Source organism: Brevundimonas sp. Leaf363, assembly GCF_001424025.1.
Lineage (GTDB): Bacteria > Pseudomonadota > Alphaproteobacteria > Caulobacterales > Caulobacteraceae > Brevundimonas.
In genome coordinates this window covers 323483-343132 of the sequence record NZ_LMPZ01000001.1, presented here as the reverse complement: position 1 = coordinate 343132, position 19650 = coordinate 323483, and the positions used below count along the sequence as shown (strand labels likewise).

Here is a 19650-nt window from a genome sequence, read left to right as displayed (position 1 = left end):
TTGCGTATACAAGGAAACACCATGCGTCGCGTCGTCATCACCGGTCTGGGCATCGTCTCCTCCATCGGCAAGGACGCCGCGGAGGTCACCGAGTCGCTGCGCAACGCCCGCTCGGGCGTGGTCGCCGCCCCGGATCACATCAAATACGGCTTCCGCTCGCAGGTCTGGGCGCCGCCGTCGATGGGCGTGACGGCCGAGGACTGGGCCCCGCTGGTGGACCGCCGCGCGGCCCGTTTCCTGGCCAACGGCACGGCCTGGGCCCACATCGCCTTCGAACAGGCCCTGGCCGACAGCGGCATGACCGCGGATGAGATCAAGGACGACCGCATCGGCCTGATCGTCGGCGAAGGCGGCCCCTCGACCCAGATCATCCTCCAGGCGGCCCAGACCACCATGGAGAAGATGTCGCCCAAGCGCGTCGGCCCGTTCGCGGTGCCCAAGGTGATGGCGTCGGGGCCGTCGGCCGTCTTGTCGACCTGGTTCCAGATGCGCGGCGTCAACTATTCGATCTCCAGCGCCTGCGCGACCAGCGCCCACTGCATCGGCGCGGCCATGGAGCAGATCCAACTGGGCAAGCAGGACGTCGTCTTCGCCGGCGGCTGCGAGGACATCGACTGGTCGATGTCCAACCTGTTCGACGCCATGGGCGCCATGTCGTCCGACTATAACGACACGCCCTCGGTCGCCTCGCGCGCCTATGACGCGGCGCGCGACGGCTTCGTCATCGCCGGCGGCGCCGGCATCGTGGTGGTCGAGGAATACGAACGCGCCAAGGCGCGCGGCGCCAGAATCTACGCCGAGATCGTCGGCTACGGCGCCAACTCGGACGGCTACGACATGGTCGCCCCGTCCGGCGAGGGCGCCCAGCGCTGCATGAAGATCGCCCTGGCCCAGGCCGGCGGCCGCACGATCGACTATCTGAACCCGCACGGCACCTCGACGCCCGTCGGCGACCTGAAGGAGATGGAGGGCGTCCGCGCCGTCTTCGGCGACGCCATGCCGGCCATCTCCTCGACCAAGTCCCTGACCGGTCACAGCCTGGGCGCGGCGGGCGCGCAGGAGGCGATCTACACCCTGCTGATGATGGACGCCGGCTTCATGGCCGAGAGCGCCCACATCGAGACGCTGGACCCCGCCTTCGAGGGCATGCCGATCCTGCGGGAACGCCGCGACGGCGCCTTCACCACCGCCATGTCCAACTCGTTCGGATTCGGCGGCACCAACGGCACGCTGATCCTGTCCAGGGCCGATCTGTAAGGGCGCACCCGCGTGCCCCTGTTCGAAGACCGCCGCAGCGAGCCGCGCCGTCCCGCCAACCGACGCGCCGTCGTGGTCGCCCCGGGGCTGGAAGTCGCCTGTCTGATCACCGATGAATCGAACGGCGGGGTCCGCATCCGGCTGGACCGCCGCGTCGGCTTGCCCGACGCCGTCCAGGTCATCGACATCGTGGACGGGTTCGCGGACGAGGTCGCCATCGCCTGGCGGCGCGAAGCCGAGATCGGCGGGCGGCGCGGCGCCCGCGCGCCGCTGCGAGGCCTGGTCCCCCACCGCCTCGCCGCCGCCCGTGACGCCTGGATCCGCGCCGGCGGGCGCTAGGTCGAGCTTGCCCGTCAGGGCGTTGGCGTCCAGAAAGACCGCGATTCTACGAGGAGACTGAACCGATGGCCGCCGAATCCGCCTGGACCATGCCCAAGGGCGAGTTGATGAAGGGCAAGAAGGGCCTGATCCTCGGCGTCGCCAACGCCAACTCCATCGCCTGGGGCATCGCCCAGCAGCTGGCCGCGCAGGGCGCAGAGCTGGCCTTCACCTACCTCGGCGAAGGGCTGGAGCGCCGCGTTCGCCCGCTGGCCGAAAGCGTCGGAGCCAAGCTGATCGTTCCGGCCGACGTCACCGACGACACCTCGATGGACGCCGCATTCGCCGAGATCGAAAAGACCTTCGGCACGATCGACTTCGTCGTCCACTCGGTCGCCTTCGCCAACAAGAACGAGCTGCAGGGTTCGTTCGTGGACAACACCACGCGCGACAGCTTCCTCCTGGCCATGAACATCTCGGTCTTCAGCTTCGTCGACGTGGCCAAGCGCGCGTCCAAGCTGATGCCGAACGGCGGCTCCATGATCACCATGACCTATCTGGGCGCCGAGCGGGCCATCCCGAACTACAATACCATGGGTGTGGCCAAGGCCGGGCTGGAAGCCGCGACCCGCTACATCGCCCGCGACCTGGGGCCCAAGGGCATCCGCGTCAACGCGATCTCGGCCGGCGCGATGCGCACCCTGTCGCTGGCCGGCATTTCGGGCGGCCGGGGCATGATCGCCCAAGGCCGCGCCATGAGCGCCATGAAGGAAGACACCTCGATGGAAGGCGTCGCCGGCGCCGCCCTGTGGCTGTGCTCGGATCTGGGCCTGTCGACCACCGGCGAGGTCATCCACGTCGACGCCGGCTTCCACATGATGGGCCTGGCGGGAGATGAGGAAGCGTAATTTTGCGTCCTTCTCCCCTCGGGGGAGAAGGTGGGCGGCGAAGCCGGCCGGTTGAGGGGGCGGTTTCAGCGCACACCCCAACTGGCCGATTACGCGTTTCAGGCGTCCCCCTCATCCGTCTCGCTAACGCGAGCCGCCTTCTCCCCCGAAGGAAGAAGGATCGCTAGACCGGCTGGTCCGGGGCGCTGGCCGCCTTGCGCCTCAGCACACGTTCGGCTGCCGCCTCCGCGTGTTTCAGCGTGAAGGCCAGGGCCGCCGGGTTGCCGCGACGCGGTCCGACCGTGTCGGCCACCACGGCGCCGCGCTCGCCGATGGCCTTGGGCGAACCGGTCGTGGTGTCCAGCGCTGTCTGGTGCTCGATCTCGGCGTTCAGCTCCGCCCCCATCAGGACGATCTGAACCGAAATCCAGGTCCACAGCAGGAAGCCCATCACGGCCGCGAGCGGACCGAAACTGTCCACCCGCACGAAGGTCGCCAGGTACCAGCTGAACAGCAACGACACCGCGACGCTGAGCGCCGCCGCGGTCAGGGCGCCGGGCGTCAGCCAGCGCCAGCGCGCGCGCTGGCGGCACGGTCCGAAGCGATAGATAACTGTCAGCGCTCCGACGTAGCCGATGAACAGCACCGGCCACCGGAAGACCGCCAGGTCGCCCCACTCCTCGGCCAGGCCGACCAGTCCGAGCAGGATGGGCAGACCGACCACCAGCCCGGCGCAGATCAGCACGCCGATCAGACCCGTCAGGGTGAAGGCCAGACAGATCAGGTTGTAGTGGACCAGGTTGCGCTTCTCGACCTCGTGATAGGCGACGTTCAGGCCGTAGAAGAGCGTCTTGATCGCCCCGTTGGCCGACCACAGCGACAGCATCAGGGTCCAGATCAGGGTGAAGGTCAGCTGGCCCCGGCCATTGGCCGCCAGCCGGGCCATCTCGTCACCCAGGAACGCGGCCACGTTGGACGGCAGCACCGAATAGAGAAAGGCCAGCCGGCCCCACGCATCGGCCGGGTCGGCGAACAGCCCGTAGATGGTGACAAAGGCGCCCAGGGTCGGGAACAGCGACAGCACGGTGAAGAAGGTCACGCCGCCGGCCACGAAGCCGACGCGGTCCCCGAAATACGCCGCGCCGGTCCGCCACAGGATGTCGCCCCATCCCTTGTGCGGAATGTGATGCGGACGCGTCGCCAGCCGCCCGCGACCCGGATCCTTGGCGTCGAAATCCTCCGGTGTCGCCGGGCGGGGCGGCAGCAGGTCAGGCCGCCTGGGCCTCAGCTCCACGCCGTACTTGTGCCCCTGGCTGTACAGCAGGTGCGCCGCGGCGCCGCCGGCCGCCAAGCCACCCACGATGGCGGCGCCCAAGGCCCACAGCCCGCCGTTTCCGGCGCTCCGGCGGGGCGTCAGGGTCTTTGGACGAAAACGGTATGAGGGCATGGAGGGGCTAACGGCGAAGCTGGCGGGGACGTTCCCGCCGACCGCCTGATCTTGCCCGGTTCGGTGTCGTCAGGCAGGAGAGGCGCCGACCGGACGGCCCCCCGCCGTTTCCGCCTGCCCGGAGGCCGCCCATGTCCGACACCCTGCTGACCGCCTGGAAGGGCGCGCAAGGCCGCCTCAAGGACGCCCGCATCGACAGCCCGTCGATCGACGCCCGCCTGTTGCTGGAGGCGGCCGCCGGCGTCTCGCGCACCGACATCATCACCGACCCCTACCGCCCCCTCAGCCCCGAGCAGAGCGCCGCATACGAGGCCTTTGTCGAGCGCCGGCTGAAGCGCGAACCGGTGTCGCGCATCCTGGGCCGAAAGGGCTTCTGGAAGATTTTCCTGAACGTCACCCCCGACGTCCTCAGCCCCCGGCCGGACACCGAGACCCTGCTGGACGTCATCCTGCTGGCCTTCCCGCCCGAGCGCGCGTTCGAGATGATCGACATGGGCACCGGCTCGGGCGCCATCCTGCTGGCCGCCCTCAGCGAGCGCTGGGGCGCGCGGGGCGTCGGCACCGACATCTCGACCGAGGCCCTGGCCGTGGCGCGCGAGAACGCCGCCAATCTGGATCTGAACGGTCGTTGCACCTTCATCCGCACCGACTGGGGCGCCGGTTTCGCCGACCACAGCTTCGACCTGGTCGTCTCCAACCCGCCCTACATTCCGACGGGCGACATCGCCGGCCTGGATCCCGAGGTGCGCGAGCACGATCCGCATCTGGCGCTGGACGGCGGCGAGGACGGCCTCAAGGCCTACCGCGACCTGGCCCCGGAAGTCGCACGCATCCTGAAGCCGGGCGGAACCTTCGCGGTCGAGATCGGCTGGGACCAGGGTGCGGCGGTCAAGGCGCTGTTCGAGGCGGCCGGCTTCAGCGACGTCATCGTCGTCAAGGACCTGGGCGACCGCGACCGCGTCGTCACCAACGGCCCCGATCCCCGGACCAATCCGATCCCGGCCTGATGAGGCTTCGCGGAAAACTTCCCTTGGAAAGCGCCTCGGGGCGCGCTAAGTCTTGGGCGTCTCCCCAACTCTAGCGCCGTTTCGGACCTGTCCGATGCTTCGCGTGTGGGGCCGAACGACGGCTTCGGGCTTCAGGTCCGGGCGGACCGTTCGGCGGCGGCGACGGCTTTTCCGACCAGTGACCCCGGGGATCGGCCCCGGATGCAGCGGAAACACTCTGGCGCGACCAGGCTCAAGGCGAGCCGGTCGGGCCTCCCAGGCAAGAAGCGACGGTAGCCTCGATGAGAGATTTCAAGGGCATGAAGCGGCAGCGCGGGCGCAATCGCAAGCCCGGCGGCGGCAACGGCGGCAACGCCAACAGCGCCAATCCGAACCGTTCGTGGGACTCCCAGGGCCCCGAGAACATCAAGGTCCGGGGCAACGCCCAGACCGTCTATGAGCGCTACATGCAGCTGGCGCGCGACGCGACGTCCGGCGGCGACCGCGTTCTGGCCGAGAACTATCTCCAGCACGCCGAGCACTATTTCCGCGTCCTGCGCGCCCTGCAGCCGGCCCGCCCGGTCAGCGAGATCGCTCAGCGCGAACTGTCCAACCAGGGCTTCGACATCGACTTCGAGGACGAGAGCGGCGCCCAGGCCGCCGCCTTCCTGGCCGCCCAGCAGGCCGCCGAACGTCAGGCCCAGTACGAGGCCGAACGCGCCCAGCGTCAGGCCGAACAGTCCGAGCGCGGCGAGACCCAGAATCGCGACCAGAACCGCGATCAGCCCCGGGATCGCGACCGGGACTATCAGAACCGCGACTATCAGAACCGCGAACCGCGCGAGGCTCGTGAGCCGCGCGCTGCGCAGCCTCAGGGCGACGGCCAGAGCCAGGGCCAGGGCGGCGAACCGCGCGCCGATGGCGAGCCCCGCGAGGGCGGCCGCCGCGAGACCCGCCGCGAACGCTGGGAACGTCGCCGTGACGAGCGCTATCGTCGGGACGACGACGGCGAGATCGGCGGCGCCGACGCCGAACAGCCGGCGGAGACCGTCGCCGAAAGCGCGCCCGCACCCACGCCCGTGGAGACGACCGACGGCGACGCCCTGCCCGGCTTCCTGACGCGGCCCAGCCGCGCGACGCGCAAGCCGGCGGCCGAAGCGACCGCCTCGGAAACCGCCGAAGACGCGACTCCGGGCGAGCCGGTCGAGGAGGCGCCGAAGCGCACCCGCGCCCCACGTCGCCGCGCGGCCGCCGCCGATACGGAAGCCTAAGACCAGGAATACGCCGCGCAACCTTTGCGCGATTTGTTCAACTTTCGGCAACCGACGCGTGCCACCGTGCATCCTCATTTCGGGGAACATGGTCCATGCAACTGATCCTGCTTCTGCTCAGCGCAATCCTGGCCACCGGGTTCGCGGGCCTGCGTCTTTGGTTGAAGGCGCGCACCGCGCCGCATCCCGCCGCCGCTCGCGCCTGGGATCTGGAAAACCGGCTGGCGGCGGCGGAAGCGGCGCTGGAGCGCCGCGTGGGCGCCGATCACGACGCCGCCGCGCTCGTCTCCGGACTGGCGGTCGAGGCGCGCACGCCGCTGAACGCGGTCATCGGCTTTTCCGAGCTGATGCGCCTGAACCGGGCCCAGGAGCCTCTGACCGTCCGTCAGGCCCAGGCCGTGGACCAGATCCTAGCGTCCGGCCGCGCGCTGCTGTCGCTGCTGGACGAGGTGTCTGATCTCGCGCGGTTGCAGGCGGGCGTGTTGCCCTTGGCGCCCGAGCGCGTCGATCCTCGCCTGATTGCCCGGCAGGTCTGCGACCGGCTGCGGCCCGAGGCCGAGGCCGCGGGCGTCATCCTGAACGCGCCCAAGCCCGGCGCCGGCCCCGTCGTCCGCGCAGACCGAAGCCGCCTGCGCCAACTGCTGATGACCCTGGTCGCCAACGCCATCGCCACGAACCGCCCCGGCGGCGCCGTCTATGTCGAGGTCCGCGCCCAGCAGGGCTGCGCCGTCGTCTGCGTGCACGACACCGGCCTGGGCGTGCCCGACGACCGCATGGCGGACCTGTTCCAGCCCTTCAGCGACGCCGCCGGGCCCGGATCGGGGGCCGGGCTGGCGGTCGGCCGCGCCCTGGCGCAGGCCATGGAGGGCGACCTGCACGCCGTCAGCCGCCCGGGCGAGGGATCCACCTTCACCCTGACCCTGCCTGTCGCACAGGCCGCCCCGGACCTGCCGCGCATCGTTCCGGCGCCCCCTCGCACCCTGCCGGCCGCGACCCTGCTCTATGTCGAGGACAACGCTTCCAACATCGCTCTGATGCGGCGGGTGCTCGGCCTGATCGGACCGCAGCTGAGCCTCCACGTCGCGGAGGACGGCTTTCAGGGTCTGGCCTTGGCCCGTGACCTGCGCCCCGACGTCGTCCTGACGGACATCAACCTGCCCGGCATGGACGGTTTCGAGCTGCGTCGCCGCCTGGCGCAGGAGCCGCTGACCCAGGACACGCCGGTACTGGCCCTGTCCGCCCGCGCCCTGGCCGACGACCGACGCCGCGGACTGGAGGCTGGCTTCGTCGACTACCTGGCCAAGCCGCTGGACATCGCCGCCCTGGCCGACGCCCTGGCCCTGGCTCTGGCGCCCCTGATCGGCCAGGAGGCGGGCGGCCTGGAGGAAGCGGCTTGACCTCGGCCGCCCCGCGCGGCCTTTAGACGGCCATGCGCCGTCCTGTCCGATCCCGCATCCTGATCGTCGCCTGCGCCGCCACCCTGGCGGCCTGCGCCTCCACGCCGCCGGCTCCGCCGCCGCCGACCCAGCCGGGTCAGGTCCTGATGGACTGGCGCGGCGTCATCACCGCCAACGACCGCGACCGATACCAGCGCGTCGACGCCGCCTGGACGCTGGCGCTGGAACAGGCCCGCCGCCTTCAGGGCTCGGGCGATCTGAACAGCCTGGGCGACCTGATCGACCCGGACGCCGGACGCGCCAACGTCACGCCGCCCGCCGGCGACTATCGCTGCCGCACCGTCAAACTGGGCTCGCAGGGCGGCGAGCAGGGCCTCGGCTACGTCGTCTATGGCTGGTTCGCCTGCCGTATCGAACAGACGCCGCGCGGCCTGCGCTTCACGAAGTTGACGGGCTCTCAGCGCCCGGCCGGCCTGCTGTTCCCCGAGAACGCCCGCCACATGGTGATGCTGGGGTCGATGGCCTTGGCCTCTGAGCCCGCCGCCAACTCCTACGGCCAGCGGCCGGAACGCGATCTCGTCGCCATCGTCGAGCGCATTGACGATCGTCGCTGGCGCCTGGTCCTGCCCTGGCCGCAGAACGAGAGCAATCTCGACCTGATCGAGCTGGTCCCTGCCGCCTGAGATTCAGGACATCGCGGTCGTCGGCGCCGGTCCATCGGGCCTCGCCGTCGCCCTGATGCTGGCGCGCCACGGCCGCCGCGTCGTCGTCCATGAGCGGTTCGATCAGCCGAAACCCGTCGGCGCCGGCTTCATGCTGCAGCCGACCGGCCTGTCGGTCCTCGACAGCCTGAACCTGACCGAGGCCGTCGCCCACCTCGCCCAGCCCATCGACCACATCATCGGCCGCGCCCGTCCGACCGGCCCCCATCCAAATGGTCGCGTGGTGCTCGACGTCCGCTACAGCGACCTGGCCCGCCCCCGCCAGTCCCTCGGCGTTCACCGCGCCGCCCTGTTCCACGTCCTGCATCAGGCCAGCCTCGATGCAGGCGTGACCTTCGAGACCGATTGGTGCGTCACCGGCGCCGACAACGGCCGCCTGATCCGCGACGACGGCTCCACCAGCGCCGGCTTCGATCTGGTCATCGACGCCTCGGGCGCCCGTTCACCTATCGCAAAGGCGCTCGGCGCTCGCCGGCTCGACCTGAAGTATGGGGCCCTTTGGGCCACCGTTCCCTGGCCGGGCGCCCCCTTCGACCCCGCCGCCCTGCAACAGGTTTACCGGGGCGCGGAGAAGATGATCGGCGTCCTGCCCATCGGCCGCCGCCCCGAAGCCCCCGAACCGCTCGCCTGCTTCTTCTGGAGCCTGAAGGCCGAAGACCACCCCGCCTGGATCGCGGCCGGTCTCGACGCGTGGAAGGCCGAGGTCCTGTCCCTCTGGCCCGAGACCGCGCCCCTCCTCGAGACGATCACCGAGCCGGACCAGCTGACGCTCGCGCGCTACGGCCACCACACCCTGGCCCGCCCGGTCGGCCCGCGCCTCGCCGTCATCGGCGACGCCGCCCATTCCACCAGCCCCCAGCTGGGCCAGGGCGTGAACATGGGTCTGCTGGACGCCGCCGCCCTGGCCGACAGCCTGATCGCCCACAGCGACCTCGACGCCGCGCTCGGCGCCTACGCCCGTCGCCGTCGCTGGCACATCCGCCTCTATCAGGCGCTCAGTCTCGGCTTCACGCCCTTCTATCAATCCGACGGCCGCGTCCTGCCCTGGGTCCGCGACCATGTCCTGGGTCCTGTCGCCCGCGCCCCCGGCGCCGCGCGCCTGCTGGCCGCCGTCGTTTCGGGCCTGCTGCTGGATCCGCGCGCAGGGCGATGAGGTCGTTTGGGGAGGGCTACGGTGAACGCTCCCGCCGCCCGGCCGTTGTCGAACACTCGACTTAGCCGGAGCGCCCCCATGCCGCGTCACGCCCTAGCCTTCGCCAGCCTCGCCGTTCTGGCAACGGCCGCCTGTGGCGACAATCGCCCGAACAGCCCGGCGGAACAGTCGCCCGCCGTCTCAGAGCCCGCCCAGGGCGTTCCCGGCCAGTCCGCGCCAGAGGCCTCCGCCGACCCCGCGCCAGTCCCTGCGCCGTCCGCGCCGACGCCGGGCGAGCAGGGCGGCGCGTCGGACTGGCGCTCGGTCGCCAGCCCGGACGACGCGGCCCGCCTGGGCCGTCTGGATCAGGCGTGGCGCCTGGCCCGCGCCCAGGCCGAAGACGCCGGCTTCTCCAGCCAGGTCGAAGCCCTCGGCCCGCTGGTCGATCCCAACGCCGGCCTGCCCGGCCGCCTGCAGCCGCCGCCGGGAACCTATCGCTGCCGCACCATCAAGCTGGGGACCATGGGCGAGGGCGCCGGGGGCCTGGCCTATGTGCAATATCCCGCCTTCCGCTGCTCGATCGAACTGACGCCCGGCGGCGACCTGGTTCTGACCAAGACCACGGGCTCACAGCGCACGCGCGGGCTGCTCTATCCGCACACGGACCGTCAGCTGGTCTATGTCGGGGCCCAGGCTTGGGGCGCCGACGAGGCGGGGTACCCCGCCTACGGCCAGATGCCCGAGCGCGATCAGATCGGCGTGCTGGAACGCATCGGCGAGAGCCGCTGGCGCCTCGTTCTCCCGTGGCCGAAACAGGAAGCCAAGCTGGAGCTGATGGAGATCGTCCGCTAGCGGAGGATCGGCATCCAGGGCTGCCCGGGCGTTGATGAACCTCTCCCGCCCAGGGGAACTGTCATCAACATGAAGCGGAAGTAACTCGGTCTGAACCCTGTCGGCTGTTACCTGAGCGCCAGGCGCACCAAGCGCGCCCGGGGATATCTCTATGTCGTATCGTTCGCTGCTTCTGGCCGCCTCGGCGCTCGCGCTTGTCTCGGGTCCCGCCTTCGCGCAGGACGTTCCCGCCCCGGCCCCCGCCCAGACCGACGAAGCGCCCGCACCCCAGACGCCCGACGAGGCCGCGCCCGAGGAGGAATCGACCGTCGAGGACGTCGTCGTCACCGCGACCCAGTCCACCGTCCGCGCCTCGATCGACGCCGTCAGCTATAGCCTGGCCGACGACGTCCAGGCCCAGACCGGCGCCCTGGCCGACGCCCTGCGCAACATCCCCTCGGTCGACGTCGACCCGTCCGGCAACGTCTCCCTGCGCGGCGACAGCAATGTCACCATCCTGGTCGACGGCCGCCCCTCGGCCATCTTCGCCGGCCAGAGCCGCGCCAACGCCGTGCTGCAGCTGCCGGCCGACCAGTATGCGCGCATCGAGGTCATGACCAACCCGTCCGCCGCCTACAGCCCGGAGGGTTCGGGCGGCGTCATTAACCTGATCACCAAGCCCACGGCCGTGAAGCCGGGCAGCGTCTACTCCGGCTCCATCCGCGCCAACGTCGGCGCCGAAGGCCGCTGGAACGCCGGCGCCAACATGAGCTGGCAGCGCGACAAGCTGACCCTGTCGGGCGACATCGGCCTGCGTCATGACGTGGGCGAACAGAACCTGTTCCGCACCCGCGAGACCCTGGACGAGGACACGGGTGACTTCCTGCCCAGCCGCCAGACCCAGCTGAACTCCGGCGCCTTCGACAGCGGCAACGCCCGCTTCACGGCCGAATACCGGCTGGACGACAAGACCCAGCTGACCGGCGAACTGCGCGCCAGCCGCTTCCAGATCAACGACGGCGTCAGCCTGGAGACCTTCGAGGCCGAGGACGCTTCGGGCGCGGTGGTCACCCGCTACCGCCGCGACGGCTCGGGCGGTTTCGAGGGCTCCAACTGGGGCGCCACCGCCCGCGTCCTGCGCCAGTTCGACGACCAGGGGCACGAGTGGTCGAACGAGATCCGCTACGACGCTGGCAGCTTCGACATCGACAGCCTGTCGACCCTGACCTACCTCACGCCCGCCGCCGACCCGACCTATCAGCGGCTCAACAACACCAGCGAGAGCGAGACCATCGGCTTCACCAGCGCCTATGTCCGGCCGCTGTCGGACGACGGCAAGCTGCGCCTCGGCTATGAGCTGAAGATCGACCGGCCCACCCAGGACAACGCCTATTCGATCGGCGACGCCCCCGGCGCCCTGGTCCCCGTGCCCAGCGCGACCAACCTGTTCGAGGCGGAACAGACGGTCCACGCCGCCTACGCCACCTATGAGCGCAAGTTCGGCGAGAAGTGGGGCGTCCAGTTCGGCCTGCGCGCCGAACAGGCCAATATCGACGTGGAGCAGGTCACGACCGGCGACCGCGCCTCGCAGGACTATTTCCGCCTCTATCCGACCCTGCACGCCCAGTACCAGCTGACCGAGAACGACAGCCTGAACTTCAGCTACAGCCGCCGCATCCAGCGGCCGGACCTGAACCAGCTCAACCCCGCGATCTCGTATCAGGATCCGCTGAACCTGAACTCGGGCAATCCGGACCTGGAGCCTCAGACCACCGACGCCTTCGAGGCCGCCTGGCAACATCGCCAGGGCCAGACCTTCTACCAGGCCACCCTCTACTACCGCGACACCAAGGGCGCCTTCACCGACACGGTCACGGATCTGGGCGACGGCGTCTTCCTGACGCGGCCCGAAAATCTGGGCGCCTCCACCAACACCGGGCTGGAACTGGTGGCGTCGGGCCGCTTCACCTCGACCCTGCGTTACAACGCCAGCGCCAACATCTTCTATCAGCAGATCGACGCCGCCGGCATCGCGGGCGGCGATGACCGCTCGGCCACGGCCTACAGCGCCCGCGCCTCGCTGAACTGGCAGCCGACCGACCGCGACTTCCTGCAGGTCTCCGGCTTCTTCATCGGCGACACCCTGATGGCCCAGGGCGAGCGTCAGGGCGGCGGCATGATCAATCTGGGCTATCGTCGCAAGCTGACCGACAAATGGGCCCTGCAGGCCACGGTCCGGGACCTGCTGGACGACTTCGGCTTCACCACCGTCTACGAGACGCCGACCTTCATCGACCGCTCGGAACGCAAGTTCGGCGGCCGCATGGGCTTCATCGGCCTGACCTACACCTTCGGCGCCGTGAACCCCCGCCGCCAGGAACAGTTCGACTTCTCCGGCGGCCAGCAGGGGCAGTAACGCAAGATCCTCCACCGCTCTTGGGCGGGGGAGGGGGACCACGAAGTGGTGGAGGGGCGAGGGCATCCGCGCCTTCTGCTGCATGAGACGGCGCCCGGCTTCCGCCCCCTCCACCCCGCTTCGCGCGGTCCCCCTCCCCCGTTTCGCTACGCTTCACGGTGGAGGATCTGATCAGCGTCAGCACATACTCGGCGACCTCGTCCGGGTCCTTCAGGATTTCCTTTGCTGGAATCCGCACTGTCTTGATGCCCTGACTGGCCACGAAGGCTTCCCGCCTGACGTCATGCGCCTCGTCATGATCCTGCCCATCCACCTCGAAGCATTGACTGGTCGCTTCGTGAAAGAAATCCAGAATGTACGGCTCCAACGGATGCTGCTTGCGAAAGCCGCGCCCCTTCAGCCGTTGCCACAGCAACACCTCCGGCAAGGTCATCTTCCGCCGCAACGCCCGCGCGCGTTTGTGTGTTACGATCGAACCTCTCATCTCGTCACCATAGATCCTCCACCGCGCAGCGGGGGAGGGGGACCGCTTGCGGTGGAGGGGGCGAGGGCGTCCACGACATATACTGCTCGAGACGGCACCCAGCTTCCGCCCCCTCCACCACTTCGTGGTCCCCCTCCCCCGTTTCGCTACGCTTCACGGTGGAGGATCTGATCACCCCTTGCGTGACCATTCGGCCACACCCACCTGATCCCTGACCGGCGGCGCGTTGCTTGCGTCAGAGGGCGCGTCGGCCACATCTGCTCATCAGAGGGATACGCCTTGAATCTCGACCTCTACTCCGACCGCGCCAAACAGGCGGTCCAGTCCGCCCAGTCGCTGGCCCTCGCGCGCCGTCACCAGCAGTTCGCGCCCGAGCATCTGCTGAAGGTGCTGCTGGAGGAACGCGACGGCCTGGCCCGCAACCTGATCACCGCCGCCGGTGGCGACGCCAAGCGCGCCGAGACGGACGTCGAGACGGCCCTGTCCAAACGCGCCCAGGTCTCCGGCGGCTCGGGCCAGCTCTATCTGGACGGCGACACCGCCCGCGTCTTCGCGGCCGCCGAAGCCGCCTCGAAAAAGGCCGGCGACCAGTTCGTCACCACCGAACGCCTGCTCAGCGCCCTTGCCCGCGAGGGCGGCGTCGCCGCCACCGTGCTGAAGGCCGCCGGCGTCGACGCCGCCAAGCTGGACGCCGCCATCGCCGACGTCCGCAAGGGCAAGACGGCCGACAGCGCCGGCGCCGAGGACGGCTACGACGCCCTGAAACGCTATGCCCGCGACCTGACGCTGGCCGCCCGCGACGGCAAGATCGACCCGGTCATCGGCCGGGACGAAGAGATCCGCCGCACCATCCAGGTCCTGGCCCGCCGGACCAAGAACAACCCCGTCCTGATCGGCGAGCCCGGCGTCGGCAAGACCGCCATCGTCGAGGGCCTGGCCCTGCGCATCGTCAACGGCGACGTGCCCGAATCCTTGCGCGACAAGACCGTCATGGCCCTGGACATGGGCAGCCTGATCGCCGGCGCGAAATACCGCGGCGAGTTCGAGGAGCGGCTCAAGGCCGTGCTGAACGAGGTCTCGGCCGCCGAGGGCGGGATCATCCTGTTCATCGACGAGATGCACACCCTGGTCGGCGCCGGCAAATCCGACGGCGCCATGGACGCCTCCAACCTGCTCAAGCCCGCCCTGGCGCGCGGCGAGCTGCACTGCGTCGGCGCCACCACGCTGGACGAGTACCGCAAGCACGTCGAGAAGGACGCCGCCCTGGCCCGCCGCTTCCAGCCGGTCTTCGTCGCCGAACCCTCGGTCGAGGACACGGTCTCGATCCTGCGCGGCCTGAAGGAGAAGTACGAGGTCCACCACGGCGTCCGCATCAGCGACAGCGCCATCGTCGCGGCCGCGACCTTGTCGAACCGCTACATCACCGACCGCTTCCTGCCCGACAAGGCCATCGACCTGGTCGACGAGGCCGCCAGCCGTGTGCGGATGGCCGTGGACTCCAAGCCCGAGGCCCTGGACGAAATCGACCGCCGCCTGGTCCAGCTGAAGATCGAGCGCGAGGCCCTGAAGAAGGAAACCGACAGCGCCAGCCAGAACCGCCTGGAACGGCTCGAGGACGAAATCAGCGACCTCGAGGTCGAGTCCCACGACCTGACCACGCGCTGGAAGGCCGAGAAGGACAAGGTCGGCCAGGGCGCCCAGTTGCGCGAGACCCTGGACCGCCTGCGCATTGAGCTGGCCAACGCCCAGCGCGCCGGCGACCTGGGCCGCGCGTCCGAGATCGCCTACGGCCAGATCCCCCAGATCGAGCGCCAGCTGGCCGAGGCCGAGGCCGCCGAAACCAAGGGATCCGGCCCCCTGACCCCCGAGGTCGTCGACGCCGAACAGATCGCCCAGGTCGTCTCCCGCTGGACCGGCGTGCCCGTCGACAAGATGCTGGAGGGCGAGCGCGAAAAGCTGCTCCACATGGAGGACGCCCTGGCCAACCGGGTCGTCGGCCAGGGCCCGGCGCTGGCCGCCGTGTCCGATGCGGTGCGCCGCGCCCGCGCCGGCCTGAACGACCCCAACCGGCCGCTGGGCAGCTTCCTGTTCCTGGGCCCCACGGGCGTCGGCAAGACCGAGCTGACCAAGGCCCTGGCCGCCTTCCTGTTCGACGACGACGCGGCCATCACCCGCATCGACATGAGCGAGTATATGGAGAAACACTCGGTCAGCCGCCTGATCGGCGCCCCTCCGGGCTATGTCGGCTATGACGAGGGCGGCGCCCTGACCGAGGCGGTGCGCCGGCGTCCCTACCAGGTGATCCTGTTCGACGAGGTGGAAAAGGCCCACCCCGACGTCTTCAACGTGCTGCTGCAGGTGCTGGACGACGGCCGCCTGACCGACGGCCAGGGCCGCGTCATCGACTTCAAGAACACCTTGATCATCCTGACCTCCAACCTGGGCTCGGAGGCCCTGGCCGGTCAGGGCGAGGGCGACGACGTCGAAGCCGTCCGCCCCTACGTCATGGACCAGGTCCGCGCCCACTTCCGGCCCGAGTTCCTGAACCGCATCGACGAGATCATCCTGTTCCGCCGCCTCGGCCGCGACCAGATGGCCGGCATCGTCCGCATCCAGCTGGCCCGCCTGGAAAAGCTGATGGCCGACCGCCGCCTGACCCTGTCCCTGGACGACACCGCCGCCGCCTGGCTGGCCGACAAGGGCTACGACCCGGTGTATGGCGCGCGCCCGCTGAAGCGCGTGATCCAGAAGGAACTGGTCGACCCCATGGCGAAGAAGCTGCTGGCGGGGGAGCTGGAGGACGGGAGCGTGATCGCGGTGTCAGCGGGGTCGGAGGGGCTGGAGATCGGGAAGGCGCGGGTGCATTAGGCGCTCGTCGGTGCGATCAGTTTCCAACCCACCAAAGATGGTAGAGCATGCGCACTATTGACAGGTGGATATCCCAAAGTCCCAATCACGTCTTGGGTGAGTGAGGGGGCGCATCATCTTCGGCTGGGCGTTTGAGGCGTCAAACGCTTCGCTTACATCTGGATGGAGTTTTTGGACGGGTGCTGCCGGGTTTTTCCTGTCAGTGATCGGCTTCACCGTGACGCTTGTTCAGCTTGGCCTGACCAAAAAAGCGGCGACTGCTGCAGCTGATGCTGCCAATCAGGCACGGCTGCGCGTTGCAGGGTATGAACTTGCTTCCGAATTATCGCGCGCATTAGCTGCGCTGTCGTCCACTAGAGACGGAATTAAGCGCCAAGACTGGCCATCCGTTGTTGAGCACTATGCTGAGGCTCGGATATCTTTGACAAAGATTGCGGCGCTTCCGTCAGCGGTAAGCGCCGACGCTCGAGCAGAGTTATCGCGGGTCGTCGAGCAAATCGAGAAGTCCGCGAGAAGAATCGCCGCCGCACTCGCGAAGGGCGAAGGGACACTTGACCGCATGAAAATTCTTCACGCCCACGCAGATTATGAAGTCGCGGTCACTGCCGTCTCGGCAACTATTGATAGGACCCAATGATGAGCGAAGCCGACTCTCTGGATAAATACGCGGCTTTAGTTGAGCTTCTATTTGAAAAGTCAGACACCGATCAGATTAAATGGTCTGAAAGCATCATGGGGGGATTTGAGGCACCTCTAGCCGGAAAGATTTTGGCTATATCTAAGATCGATAAACCAACCGGCTCTGCGCCGGACTATGAGATTCGGATTTTGCGGTCTAACGATTATCAGCTCATAGACTCGTTTCGAGACGTCACATTATCTGACTACGGCGTTCCGCCCTTCGGGCCCTTTACAACCTACTACCAATCTATGAAGTACATTTATGAGAAAATCGCTAGACGGCTTAGCGGTGCCGACCAGGCTCTAAGTGACATTCTGGCAGAGCTTTCGCGAACCAAAGATTCCTAAGTCCTGAGCCCAATGACTTGGTGCCGCATGTGGGCATCTTTTTAGCACCCTATCGCAACGCTGTTAGGGCGACTCCACCTTTCGAAACCATCCCCCGCCCCACCCATTCCTCCCCCATGGACCTGGCCCACTTCCCCTGGATCGCGGCGGCCGCGCATGGGCTGGAGCTGGCGGGCGTCACGGCCATCGTCGGCGGCGTCGTCCTGGCCACCGCCGTCTATCTGCGCCAGCTGATCCGCCGCGACGCCCTGCGCGACGCGTTCGGACGTTACCGCGCCAATCTGGGGCGCGGCATCCTGCTGGGGCTGGAGTTGCTGGTCGGCGCCGACATCATCACCACCATCACCGCGCCCCTGACTTGGGAGAGCGTCGGCCTGCTGGCCGCCATCGTGGCAATCCGCACCTTCGTCAGCGTCTCGCTGGAGACCGAGATCGACGGCCGCTGGCCCTGGCGCCGCGCCGACGCCGAGGGGCGCGAGGCCGAGCGCTGAGGCGGCCGAACACTCCGCCGCCGTCGAGGCCCACCCCAACGAACAAAGGCCCCGACGTCGCCGCCGGGGCCTCTGGTCGTCTCGCCGCCGGGCGTCCCCGGCTAGGGGTTGATGACCACCTTGATGCAGCCGTCCTTCTTCTCCTGGAACATCTTGTAGGCGTCCGGGCCGTCTTCCAGCTTGATCTTGTGGGTGATCAGGAAGCTGGGGTCGATCTCGCCCTCCGCGATCTTCTTCATCAGCGGCTCCAGATACCGCTGCACATGGGTCTGGCCGGTCTTCAGGGTCAGGCCCTTGCCGACGAAGGCGCCCATCATCACCGGCACGCCGCCGACGAAGACGCCGGGCAGGCTGATGGTCCCGCCCGGGCGGCAGGCGACGATGGCTTCGTTCAGGGCGTAGGGCCGCTCCATCTTGCCGGCCACGGTCTCCTGCACCTTCTCGATCACGCTGCCCGAGCCGTGGCTTTCCAGGCCGACCGCCTCGATCACAGCGTCGGGGCCGACGCCGTTGGTCATCTGCTTGATCCGGTCCTGCAGCTCGCCCTCGACTTCGGAGAAGTCGATGGTCTCGGCGCCCGCGTCGCGCGCCATCTGCAGCCGCTCGGGCACCTGGTCGATGGCGATGACCCGCTCGGCGCCCATCATGAAGGCGCTGCGGATGGCGAACTGGCCGACGGGGCCGCAGCCAAACACCAGCACCGTCTGGCCCGGCTGGATGTTCGCGTTCTCGGCCGCCGTCCAGCCGGTCGGGAAGATGTCGGACAGGAACAGCACCTGATCGTCGGTCAGGCCCTCCGGCACCTTAATCGGCCCGACGTCCGCATACGGAACACGCAGATATTCGGCCTGACCGCCGGCGAAGCCGCCGTACATGTGGGTGTAGCCAAACAGGCCGGCGGTCGGATAGCCGATCATCTTGGCCTGCTCGGCGCCGTTTGGATTGGACCGCTCGCACACGGAGTAAAGCCCGCGCCGGCAATAGTCGCACTCACCGCAGCTGATGGTGAAGGGCACCACGACGCGATCGCCGACCTTCAGCTTGCTGTTGTCCTTGCCGACGGCGACCACCTCGCCCATCGTCTCGTGACCCATGACGTCGCCATGCTTCATGCCGGGCACGAAGCCGCCGTACAGGTGCAGGTCAGAGCCGCAGATCGCGCAGCTGGTCACCTTGATGATGGCGTCGCGGCCGTCCTGGATTTCGGGATCCGGGACCTCTTCGCAACGCATGTCGCCCTTGCCGTGCCAAGTCAGCGCTTTCATGGGGGTGTCTCCTCAGGTTGCAGGAGGAAGCCGCGCCGAACGCGCCCGTTCCGTCCGCCGGCCGACATTGCGCGAACCGGGCCGCCATATCGTCGGCGGGCGCCCGCTCTTCCGACGCCGCATATCGACGACAAGGACGCTTGACACGGGTCGCGGCCGGTTTGTAAAACGTGCTTGTCATTTCGACGAGGACGCTTTCCACATGGCTCGCAACCTGAAAACGCTGCTGAAGCGCACCTTGCTGGGCGTGCTCGCCTTCTTCGTCCTGTGCTTCGTGCTGGGCGTCGCGGCCGGATACTTGTCGGCTCAAGACCCCGGCCTGAACACCGACGCGATGATGTTCTGGTTCGCCCTGGTCGCCGGCGTCGTCGCCATGGCGGCCGGCATGGCGGCCAGCGTCGCCTGGATGCGCAGCATCGACGAGGCCGCGCGCGAGGCGCACAAGGCGGCCTGGTTCTGGGGCGGGTCGGGCGGCATGATGGTGGGGGGCGTCGGCGTCATCCTGGCCACCTTGCCGCAGAGCGCCGACTGGACCCTGCCGCTGGTGTGGTTCGGCCGCGACGACCCCGTCGCCTGGATGGCCGCCGGCTGCTTCGGCTCGCTGCTGATCATGATCGCCGGCTACACGGTCGTCTGGGCCTGGTGGTGGCTGGCGCGTCGATGAACAATCGCCTGAAGGTGCTGCGCGCCGAGCGGAACTGGAGCCAGGCCGATCTGGCCGAACAGCTGGGCGTGTCGCGCCAGACCGTCAATGCGCTGGAGACCGGCCGCTACGACCCTTCGTTGCCGCTGGCGTTCAGGATCGCCCGCGTCTTTTCCCAACCCATCGAAGCCATCTTTTCTGAATAA

19 protein-coding genes are annotated in these 19650 nt (G+C 68.7%); 16 read left to right on the top strand and 3 right to left on the bottom strand.

All coding sequences use genetic code 11. The features are described from left to right. Positions 1-21 precede the first annotated feature (21 nt). From fabB to ASG17_RS01695, 3 genes are all read left to right on the top strand, one after another. The gene (gene fabB, locus ASG17_RS01705) at positions 22-1257 is read left to right on the top strand and encodes a beta-ketoacyl-ACP synthase I (protein ID WP_056098362.1); all 1236 of its coding nucleotides are present in this window, start codon (positions 22-24) and stop codon (positions 1255-1257) included. A 12-nt stretch (positions 1258-1269) separates the two neighbouring features. Then, the gene (locus ASG17_RS01700) at positions 1270-1596 is read left to right on the top strand and encodes a PilZ domain-containing protein (RefSeq protein ID WP_056098360.1); all 327 of its coding nucleotides are present in this window, start codon (positions 1270-1272) and stop codon (positions 1594-1596) included. A 65-nt stretch (positions 1597-1661) separates the two neighbouring features. After that, positions 1662-2483 carry an enoyl-ACP reductase gene (locus tag ASG17_RS01695; protein ID WP_056098358.1) on the top strand — a complete coding sequence of 274 codons (822 nt, stop codon included), beginning with the start codon at positions 1662-1664 and terminating at the stop codon, positions 2481-2483. 163 nt (positions 2484-2646) lie between these two features. Here ASG17_RS01695 and ASG17_RS01690 read toward each other — a convergent pair whose 3' ends face one another. After that, positions 2647-3909, bottom strand: coding sequence for a YihY/virulence factor BrkB family protein (locus ASG17_RS01690; RefSeq protein ID WP_082496053.1), 1263 nt, complete (start codon positions 3907-3909; stop codon positions 2647-2649). Positions 3910-4040: 131 nt separating this feature from the next. Between ASG17_RS01690 and prmC the strand changes: the two genes are divergently transcribed. The 7 genes from prmC to ASG17_RS01655 all read left to right on the top strand — a co-directional run bounded on the left by prmC (position 4041) and on the right by ASG17_RS01655 (position 12664). Beyond that, positions 4041-4916 carry a peptide chain release factor N(5)-glutamine methyltransferase gene (gene prmC, locus ASG17_RS01685; protein WP_056098355.1) on the top strand — a complete coding sequence of 292 codons (876 nt, stop codon included), beginning with the start codon at positions 4041-4043 and terminating at the stop codon, positions 4914-4916. A gap of 281 nt (positions 4917-5197) precedes the next feature. Then, entirely contained in the window at positions 5198-6166 is a 969-nt protein-coding gene (locus ASG17_RS01680; protein WP_056098353.1) for a DUF4167 domain-containing protein, read from the top strand. Positions 6167-6261: 95 nt separating this feature from the next. Continuing rightward, the gene (locus ASG17_RS01675) at positions 6262-7563 is read left to right on the top strand and encodes a response regulator (protein ID WP_056098352.1); all 1302 of its coding nucleotides are present in this window, start codon (positions 6262-6264) and stop codon (positions 7561-7563) included. A 32-nt stretch (positions 7564-7595) separates the two neighbouring features. Next, positions 7596-8246, top strand: a complete 651-nt coding sequence (locus ASG17_RS01670; RefSeq protein ID WP_056098350.1) for a DUF4893 domain-containing protein — start codon at positions 7596-7598, stop codon at positions 8244-8246. Then, complete coding sequence (locus ASG17_RS01665) at positions 8236-9438, top strand: NAD(P)/FAD-dependent oxidoreductase (protein WP_200935017.1); 1203 nt, start codon at positions 8236-8238, stop codon at positions 9436-9438. The genes ASG17_RS01670 and ASG17_RS01665 overlap by 11 nt, the downstream gene beginning before the upstream one ends. Before the next feature lie 78 nt (positions 9439-9516). After that, the gene (locus ASG17_RS01660) at positions 9517-10269 is read left to right on the top strand and encodes a DUF4893 domain-containing protein (protein ID WP_056098346.1); all 753 of its coding nucleotides are present in this window, start codon (positions 9517-9519) and stop codon (positions 10267-10269) included. Positions 10270-10420: 151 nt separating this feature from the next. Continuing rightward, positions 10421-12664 carry an outer membrane beta-barrel family protein gene (locus tag ASG17_RS01655; RefSeq protein ID WP_056098344.1) on the top strand — a complete coding sequence of 748 codons (2244 nt, stop codon included), beginning with the start codon at positions 10421-10423 and terminating at the stop codon, positions 12662-12664. Here ASG17_RS01655 and ASG17_RS15100 read toward each other — a convergent pair. Beyond that, complete coding sequence (locus ASG17_RS15100; RefSeq protein ID WP_082496051.1) at positions 12579-13148, bottom strand: endonuclease domain-containing protein; 570 nt, start codon at positions 13146-13148, stop codon at positions 12579-12581. The genes ASG17_RS01655 and ASG17_RS15100 overlap by 86 nt on opposite strands. Before the next feature lie 279 nt (positions 13149-13427). Here ASG17_RS15100 and clpB point away from each other — a divergent pair, with 279 nt between their 5' ends. The 4 genes from clpB (at position 13428) to ASG17_RS01645 (ending at position 17536) form a co-directional block, all read left to right on the top strand. Next, positions 13428-16016 (top strand): ATP-dependent chaperone ClpB, encoded by a 2589-nt coding sequence (gene clpB, locus ASG17_RS01650; protein WP_056098342.1) that lies wholly within the window; start codon positions 13428-13430, stop codon positions 16014-16016. A gap of 100 nt (positions 16017-16116) precedes the next feature. Then, positions 16117-16653, top strand: a complete 537-nt coding sequence (locus ASG17_RS15365; protein ID WP_156367697.1) for a hypothetical protein — start codon at positions 16117-16119, stop codon at positions 16651-16653. Further along, on the top strand, positions 16653-17045 hold the full coding sequence (locus tag ASG17_RS15360) for a hypothetical protein (protein ID WP_156367696.1): 393 nt from the start codon (positions 16653-16655) through the stop codon (positions 17043-17045). The genes ASG17_RS15365 and ASG17_RS15360 overlap by 1 nt, the downstream gene beginning before the upstream one ends. Positions 17046-17161: 116 nt before the next feature. Further along, positions 17162-17536 (top strand): DUF1622 domain-containing protein, encoded by a 375-nt coding sequence (locus ASG17_RS01645; protein ID WP_056098340.1) that lies wholly within the window; start codon positions 17162-17164, stop codon positions 17534-17536. 101 nt (positions 17537-17637) lie between these two features. On the opposite strand, the gene ASG17_RS01640 is transcribed toward ASG17_RS01645, so the two are convergent. Beyond that, positions 17638-18801, bottom strand: a complete 1164-nt coding sequence (locus ASG17_RS01640; protein ID WP_056098338.1) for a zinc-dependent alcohol dehydrogenase — start codon at positions 18799-18801, stop codon at positions 17638-17640. A gap of 202 nt (positions 18802-19003) precedes the next feature. On the opposite strand from ASG17_RS01640, the gene ASG17_RS01635 reads away from it, so the two are divergent. Both ASG17_RS01635 and ASG17_RS01630 read left to right on the top strand, forming a co-directional pair. Continuing rightward, complete coding sequence (locus ASG17_RS01635) at positions 19004-19465, top strand: hypothetical protein (RefSeq protein WP_056098336.1); 462 nt, start codon at positions 19004-19006, stop codon at positions 19463-19465. Then, on the top strand, positions 19462-19650 hold the full coding sequence (locus ASG17_RS01630; protein WP_056098334.1) for a helix-turn-helix transcriptional regulator: 189 nt from the start codon (positions 19462-19464) through the stop codon (positions 19648-19650). The genes ASG17_RS01635 and ASG17_RS01630 overlap by 4 nt, the downstream gene beginning before the upstream one ends.

Coding starts and splice junctions, on each gene's coding strand:
- ASG17_RS01690 (WP_082496053.1), bottom strand. CDS start 3,909: ATGCCCTCATACCGTTTTCGTCCAAAGACCCTGACGCCCCGCCGGAGC.
- ASG17_RS01645 (WP_056098340.1), top strand. CDS start 17,162: ATGGACCTGGCCCACTTCCCCTGGATCGCGGCGGCCGCGCATGGGCTG.
- ASG17_RS01680 (WP_056098353.1), top strand. CDS start 5,198: ATGAGAGATTTCAAGGGCATGAAGCGGCAGCGCGGGCGCAATCGCAAG.
- ASG17_RS01675 (WP_056098352.1), top strand. CDS start 6,262: ATGCAACTGATCCTGCTTCTGCTCAGCGCAATCCTGGCCACCGGGTTC.
- prmC (WP_056098355.1), top strand. CDS start 4,041: ATGTCCGACACCCTGCTGACCGCCTGGAAGGGCGCGCAAGGCCGCCTC.
- ASG17_RS15360 (WP_156367696.1), top strand. CDS start 16,653: ATGAGCGAAGCCGACTCTCTGGATAAATACGCGGCTTTAGTTGAGCTT.
- fabB (WP_056098362.1), top strand. CDS start 22: ATGCGTCGCGTCGTCATCACCGGTCTGGGCATCGTCTCCTCCATCGGC.
- ASG17_RS01640 (WP_056098338.1), bottom strand. CDS start 18,801: ATGAAAGCGCTGACTTGGCACGGCAAGGGCGACATGCGTTGCGAAGAG.
- ASG17_RS01670 (WP_056098350.1), top strand. CDS start 7,596: ATGCGCCGTCCTGTCCGATCCCGCATCCTGATCGTCGCCTGCGCCGCC.
- ASG17_RS01660 (WP_056098346.1), top strand. CDS start 9,517: ATGCCGCGTCACGCCCTAGCCTTCGCCAGCCTCGCCGTTCTGGCAACG.
- ASG17_RS15100 (WP_082496051.1), bottom strand. CDS start 13,148: ATGAGAGGTTCGATCGTAACACACAAACGCGCGCGGGCGTTGCGGCGG.
- ASG17_RS01630 (WP_056098334.1), top strand. CDS start 19,462: ATGAACAATCGCCTGAAGGTGCTGCGCGCCGAGCGGAACTGGAGCCAG.
- ASG17_RS01695 (WP_056098358.1), top strand. CDS start 1,662: ATGGCCGCCGAATCCGCCTGGACCATGCCCAAGGGCGAGTTGATGAAG.
- ASG17_RS01655 (WP_056098344.1), top strand. CDS start 10,421: ATGTCGTATCGTTCGCTGCTTCTGGCCGCCTCGGCGCTCGCGCTTGTC.
- ASG17_RS01635 (WP_056098336.1), top strand. CDS start 19,004: ATGGCTCGCAACCTGAAAACGCTGCTGAAGCGCACCTTGCTGGGCGTG.